Source organism: Herbiconiux sp. FW305-C-125 (assembly GCF_058783455.1).
Genome location: NZ_JBYSYO010000002.1, coordinates 63,635 through 83,791 on the forward strand (window position 1 = coordinate 63,635; position 20,157 = coordinate 83,791).

General features: G+C 71.2%; 19 protein-coding genes. 11 read left to right on the forward strand and 8 right to left on the reverse strand.

The window, feature by feature from the left end:
• The first annotated feature begins 17 nt into the window (after positions 1–17).
• Entirely contained in the window at positions 18–983 is a 966-nt protein-coding gene (locus AC3WLB_RS07650; protein WP_492504813.1) for an SIS domain-containing protein, read from the forward strand.
• Positions 984–1,093: 110 nt separating this feature from the next.
• Positions 1,094–1,879 carry a GntR family transcriptional regulator gene (locus tag AC3WLB_RS07655; protein WP_022898076.1) on the forward strand — a complete coding sequence of 262 codons (786 nt, stop codon included), beginning with the start codon at positions 1,094–1,096 and terminating at the stop codon, positions 1,877–1,879.
• On the opposite strand, the gene AC3WLB_RS07660 is transcribed toward AC3WLB_RS07655, so the two are convergent.
• Positions 1,869–2,738, reverse strand: coding sequence for an EamA family transporter (locus AC3WLB_RS07660; protein WP_492504815.1), 870 nt, complete (start codon positions 2,736–2,738; stop codon positions 1,869–1,871). The genes AC3WLB_RS07655 and AC3WLB_RS07660 overlap by 11 nt on opposite strands.
• Positions 2,739–2,777: 39 nt before the next feature.
• Here AC3WLB_RS07660 and AC3WLB_RS07665 point away from each other — a divergent pair, with 39 nt between their 5' ends.
• Positions 2,778–3,278, forward strand: coding sequence for a MarR family winged helix-turn-helix transcriptional regulator (locus AC3WLB_RS07665; protein ID WP_492504817.1), 501 nt, complete (start codon positions 2,778–2,780; stop codon positions 3,276–3,278).
• A 37-nt stretch (positions 3,279–3,315) separates the two neighbouring features.
• Here the strand turns inward: AC3WLB_RS07665 and AC3WLB_RS07670 are convergent, their stop codons facing one another.
• The 4 genes from AC3WLB_RS07670 to AC3WLB_RS07685 form a co-directional block, all read right to left on the reverse strand.
• The gene (locus AC3WLB_RS07670) at positions 3,316–4,434 is read right to left on the reverse strand and encodes a BMP family lipoprotein (RefSeq protein ID WP_492504819.1); all 1,119 of its coding nucleotides are present in this window, start codon (positions 4,432–4,434) and stop codon (positions 3,316–3,318) included.
• Positions 4,431–5,450: an adenosine deaminase gene (gene add / locus AC3WLB_RS07675; RefSeq protein WP_492504821.1), complete on the reverse strand. Its 1,020-nt coding sequence runs from the start codon at positions 5,448–5,450 to the stop codon at positions 4,431–4,433. The genes AC3WLB_RS07670 and add overlap by 4 nt, the downstream gene beginning before the upstream one ends.
• Before the next feature lie 22 nt (positions 5,451–5,472).
• A complete protein-coding gene (locus tag AC3WLB_RS07680; protein WP_492504823.1) occupies positions 5,473–6,432 on the reverse strand; it encodes a nucleoside hydrolase in 960 nt (319 codons plus the stop codon).
• 85 nt (positions 6,433–6,517) lie between these two features.
• Positions 6,518–7,288, reverse strand: a complete 771-nt coding sequence (locus AC3WLB_RS07685) for a nucleoside phosphorylase (protein ID WP_492504825.1) — start codon at positions 7,286–7,288, stop codon at positions 6,518–6,520.
• Positions 7,289–7,399: 111 nt separating this feature from the next.
• Between AC3WLB_RS07685 and AC3WLB_RS07690 the strand changes: the two genes are divergently transcribed.
• Both AC3WLB_RS07690 and AC3WLB_RS07695 read left to right on the forward strand, forming a co-directional pair.
• A complete protein-coding gene (locus AC3WLB_RS07690; protein ID WP_492504827.1) occupies positions 7,400–8,182 on the forward strand; it encodes a GntR family transcriptional regulator in 783 nt (260 codons plus the stop codon).
• Between the two features lie 37 nt (positions 8,183–8,219).
• The gene (locus AC3WLB_RS07695; RefSeq protein WP_492504829.1) at positions 8,220–9,509 is read left to right on the forward strand and encodes an MFS transporter; all 1,290 of its coding nucleotides are present in this window, start codon (positions 8,220–8,222) and stop codon (positions 9,507–9,509) included.
• Here AC3WLB_RS07695 and AC3WLB_RS07700 read toward each other — a convergent pair.
• A complete protein-coding gene (locus AC3WLB_RS07700) occupies positions 9,506–10,801 on the reverse strand; it encodes a M18 family aminopeptidase (protein WP_492504831.1) in 1,296 nt (431 codons plus the stop codon). The two genes, AC3WLB_RS07695 and AC3WLB_RS07700, sit on opposite strands and share 4 nt — an antisense overlap.
• Before the next feature lie 136 nt (positions 10,802–10,937).
• Here AC3WLB_RS07700 and AC3WLB_RS07705 point away from each other — a divergent pair, with 136 nt between their 5' ends.
• On the forward strand, positions 10,938–11,384 hold the full coding sequence (locus AC3WLB_RS07705) for a hypothetical protein (protein WP_492504833.1): 447 nt from the start codon (positions 10,938–10,940) through the stop codon (positions 11,382–11,384).
• Between the two features lie 103 nt (positions 11,385–11,487).
• Positions 11,488–12,192, forward strand: coding sequence for a PhzF family phenazine biosynthesis protein (locus AC3WLB_RS07710; protein WP_492504835.1), 705 nt, complete (start codon positions 11,488–11,490; stop codon positions 12,190–12,192).
• A 16-nt stretch (positions 12,193–12,208) separates the two neighbouring features.
• Here the strand turns inward: AC3WLB_RS07710 and AC3WLB_RS07715 are convergent, their stop codons facing one another.
• A complete protein-coding gene (locus AC3WLB_RS07715; protein WP_492504837.1) occupies positions 12,209–13,744 on the reverse strand; it encodes an MFS transporter in 1,536 nt (511 codons plus the stop codon).
• Positions 13,745–13,828: 84 nt separating this feature from the next.
• On the opposite strand from AC3WLB_RS07715, the gene AC3WLB_RS07720 reads away from it, so the two are divergent.
• Together AC3WLB_RS07720 and AC3WLB_RS07725 are read left to right on the forward strand one after the other, a co-directional pair.
• Positions 13,829–14,473, forward strand: a complete 645-nt coding sequence (locus AC3WLB_RS07720) for a TetR/AcrR family transcriptional regulator (protein WP_492504839.1) — start codon at positions 13,829–13,831, stop codon at positions 14,471–14,473.
• A gap of 104 nt (positions 14,474–14,577) precedes the next feature.
• Positions 14,578–18,297 (forward strand): TM0106 family RecB-like putative nuclease, encoded by a 3,720-nt coding sequence (locus tag AC3WLB_RS07725; protein WP_492504841.1) that lies wholly within the window; start codon positions 14,578–14,580, stop codon positions 18,295–18,297.
• On the opposite strand, the gene AC3WLB_RS07730 is transcribed toward AC3WLB_RS07725, so the two are convergent.
• Positions 18,257–18,547, reverse strand: a complete 291-nt coding sequence (locus tag AC3WLB_RS07730; protein WP_022898009.1) for a hypothetical protein — start codon at positions 18,545–18,547, stop codon at positions 18,257–18,259. The two genes, AC3WLB_RS07725 and AC3WLB_RS07730, sit on opposite strands and share 41 nt — an antisense overlap.
• Before the next feature lie 35 nt (positions 18,548–18,582).
• Between AC3WLB_RS07730 and AC3WLB_RS07735 the strand changes: the two genes are divergently transcribed.
• Both AC3WLB_RS07735 and mgrA read left to right on the forward strand, forming a co-directional pair.
• Positions 18,583–19,074, forward strand: a complete 492-nt coding sequence (locus tag AC3WLB_RS07735) for an SRPBCC family protein (RefSeq protein WP_492504844.1) — start codon at positions 18,583–18,585, stop codon at positions 19,072–19,074.
• A gap of 52 nt (positions 19,075–19,126) precedes the next feature.
• Positions 19,127–20,152 (forward strand): L-glyceraldehyde 3-phosphate reductase, encoded by a 1,026-nt coding sequence (gene mgrA, locus AC3WLB_RS07740; RefSeq protein ID WP_492504846.1) that lies wholly within the window; start codon positions 19,127–19,129, stop codon positions 20,150–20,152.
• Positions 20,153–20,157 lie beyond the last annotated feature (5 nt).

Below are 20,157 nucleotides of genomic sequence, written 5' to 3' on the forward strand. Positions count from 1 at the left end.
ACCGACAGGAAACACTCATGAACCACCGCAACACGCTCGACGCCCTGGTCGACGCGCTCACCGCCTCCGCCGACGTCGAACCCGCCGTGCGAGGCGACCTCGGCCGGGCCGTCTTCGTCGGCTCCGGCGACTCGCTCTCCTCCGCACTGCTGGCTGAGGCGTACGGGCATCGCGCCATGTCGTCCGGCGACATCACCTTCCTCGAGCGGATGCCCGCCGGCGCCGAGACCGTCGTCGGCATCTCGCACTCCGGCACCTCCGGCGCCACCGTGCGCGCGCTCCGGCTGGCCCGCGACGCCGGACTCCGCACCGTGGCCATCACCTCGAACGCCGACGCGCCGCTCGCCGACGCCGCCGACGAGGTGCAGATCGTGCCGACGCTCGTCGTCGACGAAGTGGTGCCGTGCGCCGGGCACCTGATGCTCGGGCTCGGCGTGGCCGCGGTCTGTGGCGAGCAGACGGCCGCCACGACCACCGCCCTGGCCGCACGCGTGCGCGACCAGGCGTCGACGCTCGACGCCGCAGTCGCCGCCCTCCCGGCCGATGCGCCGGCCGGCATCTCGATCCTGGCCCTGCCCGACCTGCGCGGAGCCGCCGACTTCTGGATGCTCAAACTCATCGAGGCGACGGGCCTCACCGTGCGCACTGCCGCACTCGAGGAGAGCGGGCACGTCGACTACTTCATCGGGCCCGAGAGCCACCTCGCGGTACAGCTCACCGGTGCCCACGGGCTCGCGCGCCACGAACGGCTCGCCCGGGCCCTGGAGAGCACGGGTCAGACCGTGCTCGCCGTCGACATCGTCGGCGACGCCGTCGATGCGAGCGACCGTGACCGCCTGCTGCACGAACTCACCGGCGCGGTCGTCGGTACGGTGCTCGCCGAGGCGGCCGCCGCCCGCTGGGGCCGCCCACCGTTCCGCGGGGGTGCCGTCAACATGGATGCCCGGCACATCAAACTCGACGAACAGCCGATCGCCGGCTGAGCGCGACCCGGCTGCGACGACACGCGCAGCCGGGTCCGCACGCATCATCGACACGCCCGGTGGTCATGTTGTTATAATCACGAAATGTATCTGTAACCACAGGGGGCGCGATGAGCATCGACACGAACACGCATCCGTTGGCCGCGCTGGCCACCCGGGTCGACCGCAAGTCGCCGCTGCCCGCGTGGGCCCAGGTGCAACGCGATCTGCGCACCCTGATCGACCAGGGCATGGAGATCGGCGGGCAGCTGCCCACCGAGAACGAGCTGGCGGCCATCTACGGCATCAGCCGCATCACCATCCGGCAGGCGCTCTCGGCGCTGGCCGAAGACGGGTACGTCGAGCGCCGGCAGGGCACCGGCACCTTCGTGGCCGACCGCCCCCGCCTCATCCAGCACGACTTCGGGCTGATGACCCCGTGGCGCGACCGTTTTCGTGCGGCGGGTGAGGATGCGGTGTCGCTGCACCTGCAGGAGGCCGCGCCCGAGGGGGAGCCGTACGAGCTCAGCCGCGAGATCGAGCCGGCGGAGCGCGAACTCGAGCGGCTGCACCTGAAGCGCCTCCACCTCGTGAACGGCAAGCCGATCGGCGTCACCGACTCGTGGCTCGTGGGCCGCGCCGCCGACGCGTTGCGCGGCCAGACCTTGCTGGAGGGCTCGCTGTCGAAGACGCTCGCGGTGGCGGGCATCCAGGTGACCGAGGCGAACCACTTCCTCGAGGTGCGCCCCGTCAACTCCGTCGAGGCGCTGCTGCTGCAGGCCGGTACCGAGTCGACCCTGTTCGTCGACTGGTCGGTCGGCCGCGCCGACGGCGAACTGCTCGAGACCTCGCGCACGGTCTGGCTGGGCTCCCGGGTGCGGTTCCACTACGCCACGTCGACGCCCATCATCGGCTGACGGTGCGGGCGCGGCCGGCGCCGCGCTGTCCGAGCAACACTCCGCCGAGCACGAGGGCGGTGCCGAGCGCCTGCGGCAGGCCGAACACCTCGCCCGCCACGAGCGTGCCGAGCAGCACACCGGTGACCGGGTTGAGCAGACCCGCGAGCCCGACGGTGCCGGCGGGGAGATGGCGCAACCCGGTGAACCAGGCGGCGAATGCGAGCGCCGTCGCGACCACCGTCACGTAGGCGAAGCCGATCACGGCGGGCGGATCGAGGGCAGGCACGCCGCCCTCCAGGATCACCGCGAACGGCAGCACGAGCAGGCCACCCGCCATCAGTTGCCAGGAGGTCACCGCGAGGATCGGCTGCCCCGACGCCCACTTCTTGGTGAGGATGAACCCCACCGACGACATCACCATCGCCGTGACCGAGGCCAGCACGCCCCAGAGGTTCACGGCGCCGGTGCCCTCGAGCAGCATCACGCACACCCCGGCGAAACCGATGGCGGCACCGACCGCCGAGAGCCAGTGCGGTCGCTCACCGAGCACCGGCCAGGCGAGGAGCAGCAGCACCCCCGCGGAGGTCGCCATCACGGTCGAGGCCACGCTCGAGGGCAGCAGTTGCGACGCGACGTACACGAGCACGAAGAAGGCGCCCACGTTGAGCGCGCCGAGCACGAGCGACTTCCACCACCACGAGCCCCGAGGCCGGCGGCGGGCCACCGCGAGCAGCAGGATGCCCGCGGGTAACGCCCGCAGCACCGCGCCCCAGAGCGGATGCTCGAGCGGCAGGAACTGGCGGGTCACGAAGTAGGTCGAGCCCCAGGCGACGGGCGCGATCGCCGTCACGAGCAGCCACCGCCATTTTGCTTCCATGGAAGACACTATAGCTTCCATGGAAGATATAGTGGGGGAATGACCGAGCAGGACGACCGGGTCGCGCGCATCCAGGCCGAATGGCGACGCGAGCGGCCCGACGTCGACGTGTCGCCCCAGGGCGTGATCGGGCGGCTGCACCGGGTCTCGGCGGAGCTGACGGCAGCGCTCCTCGAGGTCTACCGCGAGTTCGGGCTGGGCGAGGGCGAGTTCGACGTGCTGACGACACTCCGGCGCGCGGGTGCGCCGTTCGAGCGGGCACCGGGGGAGCTCGCTGAGCACACCATGGTCACCACGGGGGCGATGACCAAGCGCATCGACCGACTCGTGGCGGCTGGCCTGGTGGAGCGGCGCGCGGCCGAGGGTGACGGCCGCCGGCGGGTGGTGGCGCTCACCCCGCGCGGGCGCGAGCTCATCGACGAGGCGTTCGCCGCGCACATGACCAACGAGCAGCGGCTGCTCGCGGGGGTGCCCGCCAGAGATCGGGCCGAGCTCGAGCGCATCCTCGCGGCCTGGCTCCGCACCCTCGGCGCCGACTGACACCGAGGGCGCGGAGGTCGCGCATCCTGTGGCCGGCTCAGGCCTTGGGTGAGGAGGGCGAGTCGACCACGATCGCGCCGCTGATGATGTCGGCCTTCAGCTGGTCGAGCTCGGTGACGACCGCCGGGTCGATGCGGTCGGCCCAGTCGTGCAGCGGCGCGATGCCCACGCCGTCGTTCTCGAGCGTGCCGACGTACGGCGTGTTGTCGAACTCGCCCTCGCCCGCTGCGGTCGTGACCTCGGCGGCCGCCGTGGTGAGGTTCTTCAGCACGCTGGTGAGGTAGTACGAGCCGTTCTCGGGTGAGGCCTCGTACGCGTCGTTGTTCACCCCGAGCACGCCGCCGTCGATCCCGCGGTCCTTCATCGCCTCGACCGTGGCGAGGAAGAGCGAGCCGGCCACGGGCATGATCACGTCCGCGCCCTGGTCGAGCAGGCCCTCGCTGATCGTCTTGGCCTGCACCTGGTCGTCGAAGTTGCCGACGAACAGCCCGTCCTGCGCCTTCTTGTCCCAGCCCACGACCTTCACCGACGCGCCGTGCGCCTCGTTGTACTTCGCCACGCCGTCGGCGAAGCCGTCCATGAACACGGTCACGGAGGGGAACGGCATCCCGCCGAAGGTGCCGACGACGCCGGTCTTCGAGGCGGCCGCCGAGAGGTAGCCCGCGAGGTAGGCGGCCTGGGCGGTGTCGAAGAGCACGGGCTTGACGTTGTCGACCACGAGCGGCGCGCCGTCGTCGTCCGACACCGTCGAGTCGATCAGGGCGTAGTCGATGCCGGGGTTCTCGGCGGCGGAGTCCCGGGTCGCAGCGGCCAGCGCGAAGCCGACGGTCACGATGAGGCTGCAGTCCTCACCGACCATCGCGGAGATGTTGCCGGCGTACTGGTCTTCGGAGGTGGACTCCGCGGTGCGCGTCTCCACCCCGAGTTCGTCGGCGGCCTTGGCCACGCCGTCGTAGGTGAGTTCGTTGAACTGGCCGTCCTTGAAGCCGGTGAGGTCGGACACGGCGCAGGGCAGGAAGCCGCCGGTGGCGCCATCGGTGCCGCTCGCGTCGCCGGGCGCGGCATCCGGTGCGCTGCCGCAGGCGCTGAGGAGCAGGGTGCTGGCGGCCAGGGTGAGTGCCAGGCCGATCGTCGATCGCGTTGCTGTGGGGGTCATCGTGTTCTCCGGTTCTCGCGGGGGTTGACGGGTGGTGCGGGAGTGGAACGGGTGGAACGGTCGATCAGGTCTCGGCGGGTCGAGTCGTCGACGAAGGCGGCGCGGATGCTCGCCGCATCCAGGCGCTCGAGCGCCCCGTCGTCGAAGCCCAGGGTCCCGGCCAGCACGGAACGTTCGGCCGAGAGCGGTGACCCGGTCTGCACCGGGTTGTCGTCGCCGAGCACGACGTCGACGCCGGCGGCGGCGAAGCGGGCGGCCGGATGCTCGTGCACGGCCGCGATGGCGCCGGTGTACCAGTTCGAGGTGGGGCACACCTCGACCGCGACGCCCGCCGCGGCGATCCACGCGAGCTCGGCCGGATCGTCGGCGAGGTGCGCGCCGTGCCCGATGCGGCTGGCCCCGAGCAGTTCGACGGCGCGGTGCGCCGCCCGGGCGGGCGCCGCCTCGGCCGCGTGGCAGGTGAGGCCGAGACCGGCTGCCCGTGCGATGCGGAAGGGCTCGACATGCGACTCGAGCTCCGGGTACAGCAGTTCGTCGCCGGCCAGGTCGAAACCCACCACCCCCGCGCCGGCGAACCGCGCGGCCGCTCGGGCGACGGCGACGTTCTGGGCCGGGTCGTGGTGGCGGAGGGCCGCGATCACCAGCCCCGCCGGCATGCCGGCCGCGGCGGAGCCCTCGACCACGCCTTCGACGGCGGCGGCGATCACCTCGTCGAGCGGGAGAGTGCCGGAGACGTGAGTGGCCGGCCCGAAGCGCAGCTCGAGGTAGTCGCCGCCGTCGGCCGCGTGATCCAGCACGGCTTCGCGGGCGATGCGGGTGATGGCGTCGCGCCGCCGGAAGAACGGGTAGCTGGCCGCGACCTTCTGCAGGTAGACGGTGAGGTCGGCGGGCCCCGCGAGTTCGAGGGCGTTCGCCCAGCCGCCCTCGGGTGCCGGGAGGCCGAGGTCGTCCGCGAGCTCGGCGGCCGTCGCCGGACGCACCCGCCCCTCGAGGTGGCTGTGCAGATTGATCAGCATCGTGCGTCCTCCCGCGGCGGCATCAGAGGGCCAGCAGCCGGTCGAGGAGGTGTGGCGCGAAGTCCTCGCTGAGACTCAACACCACCCGCACGTTGGCACCGGGTTGATCCGGGTGCCCCAGGAATCGGCCGCGCAGATCGCAGATGGTCTGGCCGCGGCCCGGGCCCGCGGTGTCGTCGACGATCACCTCGACGCGGGGCGCGACCGCCGGCACGACCGCACCCACGGCGATCGCAGCGGCGAGTGGATCGTGCAGGGCCGACCGCCGGTCGCCGTAGAAGGTCGCATTGAAGTCGAAGTAGTGGTCGAGCATGCCGCCGAGCGCGGTCGCGACCGGGCGGCCGGACGTGAGCAGCCGCATCCGGTCGCTCTCCTCGAGCGGATTGCTCAGCGTCACGTCGAGCGGCACCAGGGTGACCGGCCAGTCGGCCGCCAGCACGAGTGCGGCGGCCTCGGGGTCGTTGCCGATGTTCGCCTCGGCGACGGGGGAGATGTTGCCCGGCACGAGGGCGGCGCCGCCCATGATGGTGACGTCGCTCACGAGGGCCGGCAGCTCCGGTTCCCGGCGCAGCGCCTCCGCCAGGTTGGTGAGCGGACCGACGGCCAGGATGCGGAGCCGGCCGGGCCACGCGCGGGCGCAGCGGATGAGGAGGTCTGCGGCGTCACCCGCGACCGGCTCGGCGTCCGACCCGGGCAGCGGATGGTTGCCGAGCCCGTCGTCGCCGTGCACGTGCGGCGCGCCGCCGTCGAAGCGGCCGGCGAGCGGATGCGCGGCACCGACGGCGACCGGACGCGGCGTGCCCGCGAGCGCGAGGAGATCGAGCGTGTTGCGCGCGGCGCGCGCGGCCGAGACGTTGCCGCTCACCGTGCCGATGCCCACGATCTCGACCTCCGGGGAGGCGAGCAGGTAGGCGAGCGCGAGCGCATCGTCGATCCCGGTGTCGCAGTCGACGTACAGCGGCAGCGGTGGTTCGAGGCTCATCGCACCCTCCCTTGGTTCGTATGATGATGGATGTTATACGTCCAATGTGTCAAACATATTTCGGTCGGTGCGCCGGTTGCGGCGTTCACAGTTCGAGGCGCACGGCGGTCTCGAGCGCGACCTCGATGCTGCGCGACCAGCCCTCGGCCAGTGCCTCCTTGACGCCGTCGTAGAGGCTCGTGCCGTCGTGCAGATTGCTCGAGGCCGCGCAGATCATGCCGGCTCGCACCCCGCGCAGCCGCGCCACCACGTAGAGCGCGGAGCTCTCCATCTCCACGTTCAGGATGCCGAGCGCGTTGAGCTGCGCGATCCACTCCGGCGTCTCGGCGTAGAACGCGTCGTCGCTGACGTTGAGCCCTGCGTGCACGGCCGTGCGGCTGCCGGCGGTGAGTTCGTGGGCGACGTCGGTCAGGGTGGTCGCGATGCGCAGGTCGGGCACGGCCGGGTAGCCGGGGTGCGCGTACGCCGCCGTCGTGCCGTCGTTCCGCAACGTACCCTCGCTCACCAGCAGGTCGCCCGGCCGGATGCCCGGTTGCAGCCCGGCCGACGAGCCCACCCGGATGAGCGAGGTGACGCCGACGCGGATCAGCTCTTCGGCCGCGATCGCCGTCGAGGGGCAGCCCATGCCGGTGGAGGTTGCGGTGATGTGGCGGCCCTTGTAGTAGCCGGTCATCGTGAGGTGCTCGCGCTGGTGTGCGACCGTGCGCACGTCGGTGAGGAACTCCGCGATCAGGGGAACGCGGAACGGATCGCCGGGCAGCAGTGCGACCGTCGAGACCTCGCCGGGGGCGACGCCGATGTGGTACTGCCGTTCGCCGAGGCCGACGACGCTCTTGTCGACGTTGCTGGATACCATGATCGTCCTTCGTGTTCGATGCTCGGATCCGGATCGCTGCCCGGACCGCTCGAGATTCCCCGAGGTGCTGAGTATGATGTCATACAACCAACGGCGATCTGAAGGATGCCCATGACGACTGCGGTCTCGACCCTGCGGCTCGACCCCCTGGTGGTGCCCACCGGGCAACCCCTCCGGGTGGCGGTGTACACGTCCCTCGCGGCGGCTATCCGCAGCGGGCGGGTGGAACTCGGGTCCCTCTTGCCGAATGAAGCCGATCTCGGTGTCGCCTTGCGGGTGAGCCGCACCGTCGTGCGCGAGGCGCTCATGCTGCTCGAGGAGGACGGACTCATCCGCACCCGGCGCGGGATCGGCCGGTTCGTCGCCGAGGCGCTGCCGCAGGTCGGGCTCGAACTCCTGCGGCCGCTCGAGGAGATCGCGGAGGGCTCCGGCGTGGTGACGGTCGAGCGGGTGCTCGAGGAGCTGCAGCCCACGAGCGACTTCATCTCGCGCGGGCTCCAGCTCGGCGACGACGCCGAGGTCTGGGTGCAGGAGAACGTGCTGCGTCGCGACGGCGAGGCGGTGGCGCAGATGCTGGAGATCATCCCGGCGGGGTCGGTGCTGCTCGAGCGGAGTGCCGTGCTCGCCGCCAGGCTCGAAGAGATCCGGCGGCCGGGGCGGAGCCTCCTGGCCGCGGTCATGGACATCCTCGGCGCGGCGCTCGGGCCGGCCGTCTACGACGTGACGGTCGGCCGCGCCGGGTCGGAGCGCGGCCGGGGGATCGGTCTCGAGGCATCCGAGCCCGTGCTCGTGCTGACGCACAACGTGCTGCTGGACGGCAAGCCGGTCTACCTCGCGAAGAACCTGATCACCCACGCCTTCGGCACCCTCACCATCGCGCAGTCGGCCACCTGAGCCCGGCGGTGTCGGAGGTCATGTGTACGCTGTGCACATGACCGAGCAGAGCCCCGCCACCACCCCCTGGAGACGCAACACCGCCCTGTTCCTCAGCGGGCAGACAATCTCGCTGTTCGGGTCGATGGTCGTGCAGTACGCCGTGATGTGGTACGTCACGTTCGAGACGCGCTCCGGGTTCGCGGTGGCGCTGTACGCCATCGCCGCGTTCCTGCCGCAGGGCATCGTCTCGATCTTCGGCGGTGTTTTCGCCGACCGCATGAACCGGCGCGTGCTCGTCATGCTGGCCGACGGCACCATCGCCGTCGTCACCCTGGTGCTCGCCCTGCTCATGCTGAACGGCGTCACCGATCTGTGGATCATCCTGCTCGCCGTAGCCGCCCGTTCGGTCGGGGCCGGGGTGCAGACGCCGGCGGTGCAGGCGATGATCCCGCAGATCGCGCCGCCCGACCAGCTGATGCGGGTGAACGGCATCTTCCAGACCATCCAGTCGGCCATGGCCCTGCTCGCGCCCGCGGCGGCCGGCGCGGTGTTCGGCGTGTTCGGCATCGTGCCGGTGTTCTTCATCGACGTGGTGACCGCGGCCATCGGCATCGTCTTCCTGGCCTTCGTGGTCGTGCCCACCCTGGCACGGGCCGCCGCCAAGACCACCAGCTACCGAGACGATCTGGTCGAGGGCTTCCGCTACATCTGGCGGCACCAGGTGGTGCGCTGGCTGCTCGTGGTCTTCGCCATCATCTTCCTGCTCACCGTCGCACCGTCGTTCATCACGCCGCTGATGGTGGCACGCACCTTCGGTTCGGAGGTGTGGATGGTCACGGTGCTCGAGATCGCCTTCAGCGTCGGCATGCTGCTCGGCGGTGTGCTGGTGTCGACGGTGCTGGCGAGGTTCAGTCGCATCGGGCTCATCCTGTTCGCCACCTTCGGCTTCGCGGCGTTCACCGTGGGGCTCGGTCTCAGCCCCAACCTGTGGGTGTTCTACGCCTTCATGTTCGCGTTCGGCCTGCTGGTGCCGCTGTTCTCGGCGCCCTTCATGACGCTGGTGCAGGAGACGGTCGACCCGGACAAGCACGGGCGCGTGTTCAGCTACGTGGGCATCGTGATGGCGCTGGCCACCCCCATCGGCATGACCGTGTTCGGGCCCCTGGCCGACGTCGTGAGCGTGCAGACCCTGCTCGTCGTGGCCGGGGTCGCGACCATCGTGGTGATCGTCGTGGCCGTGCTGCTGCCGTCCGGCCGGGCGGCGGTCGCGGCGGCGAAGGTCGCACGTGCCGACGCGGATTCGCCGGAGGATGCTCCGGCAGACACGCCCGCGGCGCCTCGTTAGGCGGCGGGGGCGAAGAACGCCTCGATGGCTGCCGAGAGCGCCACGAGGTCGTCGACGTGGGCGAGTTCGCGGGCCGAGTGCATCGAGAGCAACGGTGCGCCCACGTCGACGGTGCGGATGCCGAGCCGGGTCGCGGTGAGCGGGCCGATCGTCGAGCCGCACGGCACCGTGTTGTTCGACACGAACTCCTGGTAGCGCACGCCCGCCTGCGTGCAGGCGCGACTCCACAACGCGGCGCCGGCCGCATCCGTCGCATATCGCTGGTTCGCGTTGATCTTCAGCAGCGGGCCGCGGCCGGCGACGGGGAGATTCGCCGGGTCGTGCCGCTCGGGATAGTTCGGGTGCACCGAGTGCCCGGCGTCGGAGGAGAGGCACCACGAGCCGGCGAGCGCCCGGGCGCGGTCGTCGAGCGATCCGCCGAGGGCGGCGCCGATGCGGGCGAGCACCTCGGCCAGGAAGGGTCCGCTCGCGCCGGAGCGCGATTCGGAGCCGAGCTCTTCGTGATCGAACGCGGCGAGCACCGAGATGTGGCCCTCGGCCGGAGCATCGGCGACGGCGAGCAGCGCGAGCAGACCGGCGTGCACCGAACTGAGGTTGTCCATGCGGCCGGCGGCGAAGAGCTGGTCGTCGAGGCCGAAACGGGCCGGCGGATTCGTGTCGGCGGTGAGGATGTCGTACCCGGCCACCTCCGCCCCGGCCGCCGAGCCGGTGCCGAGCCCTGCGCGCTCGGCGAGCAGCGCGACGAGGTCGGCCTGGCCGGCCGTGCCGGTGCCGAACACGGGTGCGGTGTGCCGCTGCCGGTCGAGGGTGAGGCCGTTGTTCGCGTCGCGGTCGAGGTGGATGGCGAGCTGCGGGATGCGCAGCAGCGGGCCCGTGCGCACGAGATGGTGCTCGCCGTCGCGGGTCACGAGGCGGCCGGCCAGCTCGAGCTCGCGGTCGAGCCAGGAGTTCAGCAACGGGCCGCCGTACACCTCGACACCCGCTTGCAGCCAGCCGTTCGAACCGGTGGTGGGGTGCGGCTTCAGCTTGAAGCCCGGCGAATCGGTGTGAGCACCGAGGATGCGGAACGGCGTCAGGGCGGTCGCACCCTCCGGCTGCACCCAGGTGACGATCGCCCCGTCGCGGATCACGTGGTACCGGCCGGCCTCGCTCGGCCAGGCTTCGGTCTCGTCGAGCGCACGGAAGCCGGCCGCCCCGAGCCGCCGTGCGGCCTCCGCTGCCGCGTGGTACGACGAGGGGGCGGAGCGGATGAAGTCGGCGAAGTCGTCGATGTACGTCGCGGTGTCGGCCATGTTCCCATCCAAGCATCCCGGTGGCGGCGGGTGTCCACCCGCCTCTGAGCAGACGGTCATTTTCGTGCCCTAGGGTCGTGGCGGACGTTTCGTGCAGCGAAGGTCCGCCGGTCGGTCGTTCCCTCAAGGAGTACTCATGCGTTCGAGAATCCTCCTGCTTGCCGTCCCCGCTGTCGTCGTCGCCGGGGCGCTCACCCTCGCGGGCTGCACCGCGCATCCGACCGAGGCCTACTCGAAGATGGCGCACCTCGACCAGGGCGCGACACTCGCGGCCGACCAGTCGCTCCCGCTCGTGCCGGGTGAAGACACCGAGTTGGTGCGCTCGTCGCTGCGCCTGCTCGCCGAGTACGACGACACGGAGTTCTGGGCCGGCGTCACGCGCGACAACGACGTCTGCTTCCTCGCCGAGAGCACCCGCACCGGTGAGCAGACCGCCGCCGACTGCCTCGACGCCGATCACTTCGGCCGCTACGGCGCGACGCTCCAGATCGACTCGCCGGACCGGCGGGTGTGGCTGCACACGGAATACATGACCGTGGGGCCGTCGTGGACCTCGATCGCGCCGAACATCGCCATCCGCTGACCGGGCGCCGTCGGTCCACCGAGCACTGAGGCCACCGAGCACCGAGGCCACCGGTTCTCAGGCGGCGCTTTCGCGCGGTGCCTCCGTGGCGCACACTCGGAGGATGGAGAGCAGCCACCCCGTCGATGTCGTTTCCGTGTTCACCGATGCCGAAGGCGGTTTCGGGAATCCGCTCGGAGTGATCCGCTCCACTGCCGGAACGCGGGGCCGCGAGCAGGCCATCGCGACGGCCCTGGGCTTCAGCGAGACCGTGTTCGTCGACGAGATCGAGGAAGACGGTGCGGATGCACACGGGCGCCGCGCGCGCATCCGCATCTTCACGCCGGCCGCCGAGCTCCCGTTCGCCGGCCACCCGTGCGTCGGCACCGCCTGGTGGCTCGCGCGGACGGGACTGCCCGTCGGCACCCTCCGTGTCGCCGCGGGCGACGTGCGGGTGCGCTACGACGGCGAGCTCACTTGGATCACCGGGCGCGCATCCTGGACCCCGGACTTCGCGTGGCACGCCCTGGCGACGGCGGCCGAGGTCGACGCGCTCGACCCGGCCGCCTTCACCGAGGGCGCGCACTACGCCTGGGCGTGGCTGGACGAGGCATCCGGGCACCTCCGCTCGCGCATGTTCGCGCCGCGCATGGGGATCGTGGAGGACGAGGCGACCGGGGCGGCCGCCGTCGCCCTCACGGCGCGGCTCGGCCGGGATCTGGCGATCGATCAGGGTGCGGGGTCGCGCATCCTCACCCGCCGCCTCGACGGGGATGCCATCGAGGTCGGCGGGCGAGCGGTCGCGGCCGAGAGCGTGCCACTGCCGTAGCGGCGGCACGCTTCGGTCAGTGCGCGATGACCGGTTCGGCGGGCTGCGGCGCTGCGGCATCCGAGGCAGGTGCCGCGCTGTGCGAGAGCGACAGCCCCTGACCACGGCGCCGGAACAGCAGTGCCGAGAGCACGGCGCCGAAGGCGAAGAAGCCGGCGCCCCACCAGTACGCCACGGAGTAGCTGTGGATGGCGGCATCGGCCACGACCTCCGGGCTCGCTGGCAGGTTCGCCGCCACGTAGTCCGTGAGGGCGGTGGCGGCCAGGGTGTTGAGGAGCGCCGTGCCGATCGAGCCTCCCACCTGCTGGCTCGTGTTCACCATGGCCGAGGCGACACCGGCGAACTGGCGATCGACGCCGAGGGTCGCGGTCTGCATCGACGCGGGCATGATCGACCCCATGCCGAAGCCGAGGATCATGAGCGGTGGCAGGATGTCGGCCGCGTAGCTGCTGTCGGGCCCGAGATGCGTGAGGTAGATCATCCCGCTCATCGCCACGAGCATGCCGAACGGCACCATGATCTTCGGCCCGAAGCGCGGCACGAAGATGTTCGTGGAGAGCTGGGCGGCGAGCACGAGCATGCCGATCATCGGCAGGAACGACAGACCGGTCTGGATGGGGGAGTAGCCGAGCGACGCCTGCAGGTAGTACGTCACGAACAAGAAGATGCCGAACATGCCGGCGCCCGCGATGAGCACGGAGCTGTAGGCGGCGCCGCGGTTGCGGTCGAGCACGATCGACAACGGGAGCAGCGGATGGGCCGCCCGGCGCTGCCAGAGCACGAAGACCACCAGCAGAACGGCGCTTGCGGCGAGGAAGCCCCAGGTGAGCGGGGAGTCCCAGCCATCGGTCTCGGCGTTCGAGAAGCCGTAGACGAGTGAGAACAGGGCGCCCGAGACGAACAGCGTGCCGGGGATGTCGAGCTTCGGCCGCGGACCGCTGCGCTTGAGGCTCGACACGAAGATGATCGCGCCCACCACGGCGAACGCCGCGATGACGACGTTGATGTAGAGGTTCCAGCGCCAGTCGAACGCCTCGGTGAGCACGCCGCCGAGCAGGAGGCCCACGGCGCCGCCCGCGCCCGCGATCGCGCCGAACACGCCGAAGGCCCGGGCGCGCTCCTTGGGGATGGTGAAGGTGGTCGTGAGCACGGCCAACGCGGTGGGGGCGAGCAGGGCCCCGAACGCGCCCTGGAGCGCCCGGGCGGCCACCAGGGTGCCGAAGCTGTCGGCGGCGCCACCGAGGGCGGAGGCCGCCGCGAACCCGATGAGCCCGATGATGAAGGTGCGCTTGCGGCCGATGAGGTCGGAGAGCCGGCCGCCGAGCAGCAGCAGGCTGCCGAAGGCGAGCGAGTAGGCGGTGATGATCCACTGCCGGTCGCCGTCGGAGAAGCCGAGGTCGGCCTGAGCGGCGGGCAGGGCGATGTTGACGACGGTGGCGTCGAGCACCACCATGAGCTGCGCGAGGGCGACGGTGGTGAGCGTCCACCAGCGGCGCGAGGAGGCCGTGGGTGCGCCGGCGGAGGCGGCGCTGTCGGGGAGGGTCTGAGACATGACAGTCACTATATACGAGACTGACCAGTTTCGGATCTGATCGGTCTAGAATTAACCCGACAGTCAGGAAAGGAGATCGCGGCAATGACGCTCGACGATTCCCACGACGCGACCGAGGTCCCGGCACCCCAGCAGCCGCGGCTCGGCCGCAAGCGCGACCACAGCCGAGACCCGGAGATCCTCGAGGCGGCCCTCGACGTGCTGGCCGAGGAGGGCTACGACGGGATGACCATCGACATGGTGGCCGCGCGGGCCAAGGCGGGCAAAGCCACGCTCTACCGCCGCTGGCCGTCGAAAGGCGAGCTCGTGGTCGATGCCGTCGCCTGTCTCAAACAGGTCGACCTGGAGCATCTGCCCGACACCGGAACGCTGCGCGGCGACCTGGTGGCCATGATCAAGCCGCGCACGCTCGAAGACGCGGAGCGCAAGGTGCAAATCATGGGCGGACTGATGTCGGTGCTCTCGCGGTCGCCCGAGCTGGCCGACGCCATCAGTGCGGCCATCATCGAGCCGCGCGCCGAGGTCAACCGCATCCTGCTGCGGCGCGCCCTCGACCGGGGCGAGATCTCGCCCGAGGTCGACATCGACGCGCTCGCGCTGGTGTCACCGTCCATGGCGTCGTACCGCACCCTCGTGCTCAAACAGCCGGTCGACCGCGAGTTCCTGATCGGGTTGATCGACGGCGTCATCCTGCCGGCCGCCGGGGTGCGGGCGCCGGTCGAGGCCTAGCACGGCGGGCCGGCCGGCATCCCGCCCGGTGAGCCGCCGATGTCGGTGGCCGGGTCTAACCTGACTGTGGCCTCGAGAACGGGGTGTGCCACGGGAGGGTTCGAATGATTGTCAGCGGTGGAGCCGGAGCGCCTCAGACGGTGCTCTACAGCGCCACCGACCTCACGGCGGCGGCCACCTGCGAATTCGCGCTCGTGCGTCGGCTCGACGCGAAGCTCGGCCGCATCGACGCGGTGCCGAGCAATGACGACGTCATGCTCGAGCGCGCGGCACGGCTGGGCGACGCCCACGAAGAGCGCGCTCTCGAACGGTTCCGGCAGCGCTTCGGCGCGTTCGACGGTGTGACGCCGCAGGGCGTGGCAGAGATCCCGCGCCCCGAGCAGACCACCGCCGAGACGCTTCTGGCACCCCAGCAGGCCACCCTCGAGGCGTTGCGCGCCGGCGCCGACGTCGTGTTCCAGGGCACCTTCTTCGACGGGCGATTCCTCGGCTTCGCCGATTTCCTCATCAAGACGGCGGATGCACGGGGCCCGGTCGGCGCATCCGCCACCCCACCGCGTTACGAGGTCTACGACACCAAGCTGGCGCGGCACGCGAAGGTCACAGCGCTCCTGCAAGTGGCCGCCTACGCCGACCAGCTGGAGCGTCTCGGCGTGCCCGTCGGTCCCGAGGTGCATCTGCTGCTCGGCGACGGCTCGACCTCGACGCATCAGCTGCGTGACATCCTGCCCGTCTACCGCGACCGGCGGGCACGGCTCGAACAGCTGCTCGACGAGCGGCTCACCGAGCCCGCGGTGCAATGGGGCGATCCGCGCTACGCCGTCTGCGGGCGCTGCGAGGTGTGCACCCCCGAAGTGCAGGCTCACCGCGACCTGCTGCTGGTGGCGGGCATGCGGCTGAATCAGCGCACGCGGCTGCACGACGGCGGCATCACCACCATCGATCAGCTCGCCGAGTCCGAGGGGCTCGTGGCCGACATCGCCGAAGCCACCCTCGACGGCCTCCGCGACCAGGCGCGCATGCAGGTGGCGGGCGGCGACGGCCTGCGCTACCGCGTGCACGACCCACGCGGGCTCGCCGGCATCCCCGAACCCGACGCGGGCGACATCTTCTTCGACTTCGAGGGCGACCCGCTGTACAGCGAGAACGGCGGGCCCGACTGGGGTCTCGACTATCTGTTCGGGGTGGTCGAGCATGCGCCCGGCGGTGGTGACGGCACCGTGTTCCGGCCGTTCTGGGCGCACGACCACGCAGAGGAGCGGGAGGCGCTGCGTGCCTTCCTCGACTACGCCACCGAGCGGTTGGCCGCGCATCCGGGCATGCACATCTACCACTACGCCAACTACGAGCGGGCGCACCTGCAGTCCCTCACGGCGCGCCACGGCGTGGGAGAGGAGCAGCTCGACGAGTTGTTGCGCCGCAACGTGCTGGTCGACCTGTACCCCGTGGTGAAGAAGAGCATCCGGGTGAGTTCGCCCTCGTACAGCCTGAAGAAGCTCGAGCCGCTCTACATGGGCGAGCTCTACCGCGACAGCGAGGTCACCAACGGGGCCGACTCCATCATCGCCTACGTGAACTACGCGCAGTTGCGCGAGCGCGGCCGAACGGATGCGATGGCCGCGGCCGAGGCGGCGGCCCAGCTGCGTGAGATCGCCGACTACAACGAGTACGACTGCATCTCGACGCTACGGCTGCGCGACTGGCTGCTCGCCCGCGGGGCCGAGAACGGGGTGGTGCCGGGCGTCGACGGTCGTGCGGCGAGCCAGCCGCTCACCGGCGTTGCAACCGACGATGCGGCGCTCATCGGCGCGCCGCCGCCCGCCAACGTGACCGAGGCGGGCGCGCCGTTCGAGCCCAGCCCGTTGCACCGAGCACTCCAGGCGCGACTCGCCCAGCTGGAGCGGGAGCGCACGGGCACGGAGGATCGCCCGGGCGAGCGCACGCCCGATGAGGCTGCCATCGCCCTGGCCGCGGCGGCCATCGACTACCACCGGCGCGAAGACAAGTCGTTCTGGTGGGAGCACTTCAACCGGCTCGACCAGCCGGTCGAGGAGTGGGCAGACACCCGCGACGTGCTCGTGGTGACGGCGGCGGTGGTCGACACCGACTGGTACCGCGGGCCCGGGCACCGCAGCGACCGCCGTGAACTGCGCCTGCGCGGGCAGCTGGCGCCGGGGAGCCGGCTCGACCCGGGGGAGTCGGGGCGCTTCTTCGTGTACGATCCGCCGCATCCGTGGCCCGCACCGCGCAGCCGCTCGAGTGACCGGGTGGCGCATCCGCGCACCGCGCTGCTCGACGTGGTGGTGCTGCCGAACGGCGTCACCCAGTACGTGTTCGAGGAGCGGCAGAGCATGGATGGCGCCCCCTACGGGGCGCTGCCGATCGCGGTCACCCCCTCGGCTCCGCCGAAGACGACGGCACTGCAGGTCGCCATCGCGGAGTGGGGGCAGCGGCTGGCCGACGGGTTGCCCGCGTTCCCGCGCGACGCCGCGGTCGATCTGTTGCGCCGTCGTGCCCCGAGCAGGCGCGACGGCCGTTCGCTGGAGCCGGTGCGAGCGGATTCGCGCGGGGCCATCGACGCCATCCGCGACTCGCTCCTGGCCCTCGACCATTCCTACCTCGCGGTGCAAGGGCCGCCCGGCACCGGCAAGACCTACACCGGTGCCCGCGTGGTGGCCGATCTGGTCAACCGGCACGGCTGGACGGTGGGGGTCGTGGCGCAGTCGCACGCGGTCGTCGAGAACATGCTCGATGCCATCGTGGCGGCCGGGGTCGCGCCGGACGCGGTGGGCAAGGCGAGCGAGTCGCCCGGCGCCACGTTCACCCGCCTGCAGCGCGACGGGCTCGGCGGATTCCTTGCCCGGGCCCGTGGTCGGCACGGCGCCGTCGTGGGCGGCACGGCGTGGGACTTCACGAACACCGGCCGGGTCGGCCGCCGCCAGCTCGACCTCCTGGTGATCGACGAAGCCGGCCAGTACTCCCTGGCGAACACCATCGCGGTGAGTGTCGCCGCCCGCAACCTCCTGCTGCTCGGCGATCCGCAGCAGCTGCCGCAGGTCACGCAGGGCATCCATCCCGAGCCGGTCGACAGCTCGGCGCTCGGCTGGCTCTCCGACGGGCACGACGTGCTGCCGCCCGAACTGGGCTACTTCCTCGACGTCAGCTGGCGGATGCACCCGGCCGTCTGCGAACCGGTGAGCCAGCTCTCCTACGAGGGCGCCCTGCACGCGAAGCTCCCGGTCACGACCGAGCGGGCCCTCAGCGGCATCGCGCCGGGGCTGCACCTGCACCCGGTCGAGCACCACGGCAACTCGACCGAGTCGCTCGAGGAGGCCGAGCGGGTGGTGGAGATCGTCCGCGGTGTGATCGGCCGCGGGTGGGCCGATCCGGCCGAGCACGCCGGCGAGGGGCGTGGCGAGGGTCACAGCACCGGTGACGGCGTGACGCGGCCGCTCGAACAGGGCGACGTCATCGTGGTCGCCGCCTACAACGCGCAGGTGGAACGGCTCCGCGCCGTGCTGATGGCCGCGGGGCTCGGCGACGTGCCGGTGGGTACGGTCGACAAGTTCCAGGGCCGTGAGGCGGCGGTCGCGGTCGTGTCGCTCGCCGCGTCGTCGGCCGTCGACGTGCCGCGGGGCATCGGCTTCCTGCTCATGAAGAACCGCCTCAACGTGGCGATCTCCCGGGCGAAGTGGGCCGCTTACCTCGTGTACTCGCCGGCGCTCGGCGACCACCTGCCGATCAACGCCGCCGACCTGGCGACGCTGTCGGCGTTCCTCCGGCTCACTCGAGAGACTCCCAGCGCCCCTGAACCCGCCGGGTGACCTGCCAGGCGATCGGCTCGGCCGACACGCGTGCGCCGTCGATGCCCTGCTCGGCGATGAGGAAGGCGGCCTCGTCGGTGTCGGCGGTGAACCGCACGGTGACCCGGGGCGATCCGGCCACCACGGCGATGTCGGAAGACTCCACCGTCGTGAAGTCGGCGATGGCCTGGGTGAGGGTCGGCAGCACCTCCTCGGGGCGTACGCCCAGTTCGAGGGTTCCGACGATCATGGTCACGCGGTAGGAGGGCATGGCTCCAGCGTACGGGCAGGGAATACGGTGGGCGTATGGAGCTCGTCGAATTCAGCGTCGAAGGCCGGGCGCCGGTGTCGGCCGCCGTCGCGTTCGCTCGCGTGGTGCCCCGCGACGACAGCACGCTGTTCCGCGGCTATCTCGGAGTGCTGCCGGCGGTCAGCGGCATCTCGGATCAGACCGGGCCGTGGAACCATCCGGGCGAACAGCGCACGGTTCACCTCTCCGACGGCGGGCAGTTCCGGGAGGAGCTCGTGCAGTACGCGCCACCCGCCGACGACGGTGCGGTCGGGTTGTTCGACTACCGCATCAGCGCCTACACGAAGATCCTGGGTTCGCTGGTCTCCGACGGCGTCGCCACCTGGCGGTTCGAGCCGAGACCGGGCGGGTCGGTCATCCGTTGGTCGTACGGTTTCCGGCCGCTGCCTCGCCGGCGCTTCGTGGTGCATCGGCTGATCGGCCCGATCTGGACGAGGTACATGCACCGATCCATGGCCGAGTGCGTGCGGGTGGCCACGGAGGGCTGAACGCGGGTCGTGTCGCCGGGCGGGATCGAGCGCGCCGTGGAATCATCGACGGATGAGCTATCTCCCCGCCGACGACCGCTACGACTCGTTCCCGTACCGCCGCACCGGCCGGAGCGGTCTGCAGCTGCCGGCTGTCTCGCTCGGCCTCTGGCAGAACTTCGGCGACGAGACGCCCCTGGCCACCCAGCGCGCCATCGTGCGCCGGGCGTTCGATCGCGGCGTCACGCACTTCGACCTGGCCAACAACTACGGGCCGCCTTACGGCAGCGCCGAGCGCAACTTCGGGCACATCCTCGCCACCGACCTGAAGCCGTACCGCGACGAGCTGATCATCTCCACCAAGGCCGGTTACGACATGTGGCCAGGTCCCTACGGCAACTTCGGCTCGCGCAAGTACCTCCTGGCCTCCCTCGACCAGTCCCTCGAACGGATGGGCCTCGACTACGTCGACATCTTCTACTCGCACCGGGCCGACCCCGACACGCCCCTCGAGGAGACGATGGGCGCACTGCACACGGCCGTGCAGTCGGGGCGCGCGCTGTACGCGGGCATCTCCTCCTACTCGCCCGAGCGCACGGCCGAGGCGGCGCGCATCCTGACCGGCCTCGGCACGCCGCTGCTCATCCATCAGCCCTCGTACTCGATGTTCAACCGCTGGATCGAGCACGGACTGCTCGACACCCTGGCCGAGCTCGGCGTGGGCTGCATCGCCTTCTCCCCGCTCGCGCAGGGGCTGCTGACGACGAAGTACCTCGACGGGGTGCCGGAGTCGTCGCGCGCCGCCCGCGAAGGGTCGATGTCGTCGCGGATGCTGTCCGACGAGGTGCTCGGCCGGGTGCGTGCGCTCGGAGACATCGCCGCCGGCCGGGGGCAGTCGCTGGCGCAGCTCGCACTGTCCTGGGTGCTGCGCGACGAGCGCGTGACCTCGGCGCTGATCGGGGCATCCTCGGTGCAGCAGCTCGACGACAACCTCGACGCCACCGAGAACCTCGCATTCGACGCCACCGAACTCGCCCGCATCGACGAGTTCGCGGTCGAGGCGGACATCAACCTCTGGCACGCCTCCAGCGCGGTGTGACCGGC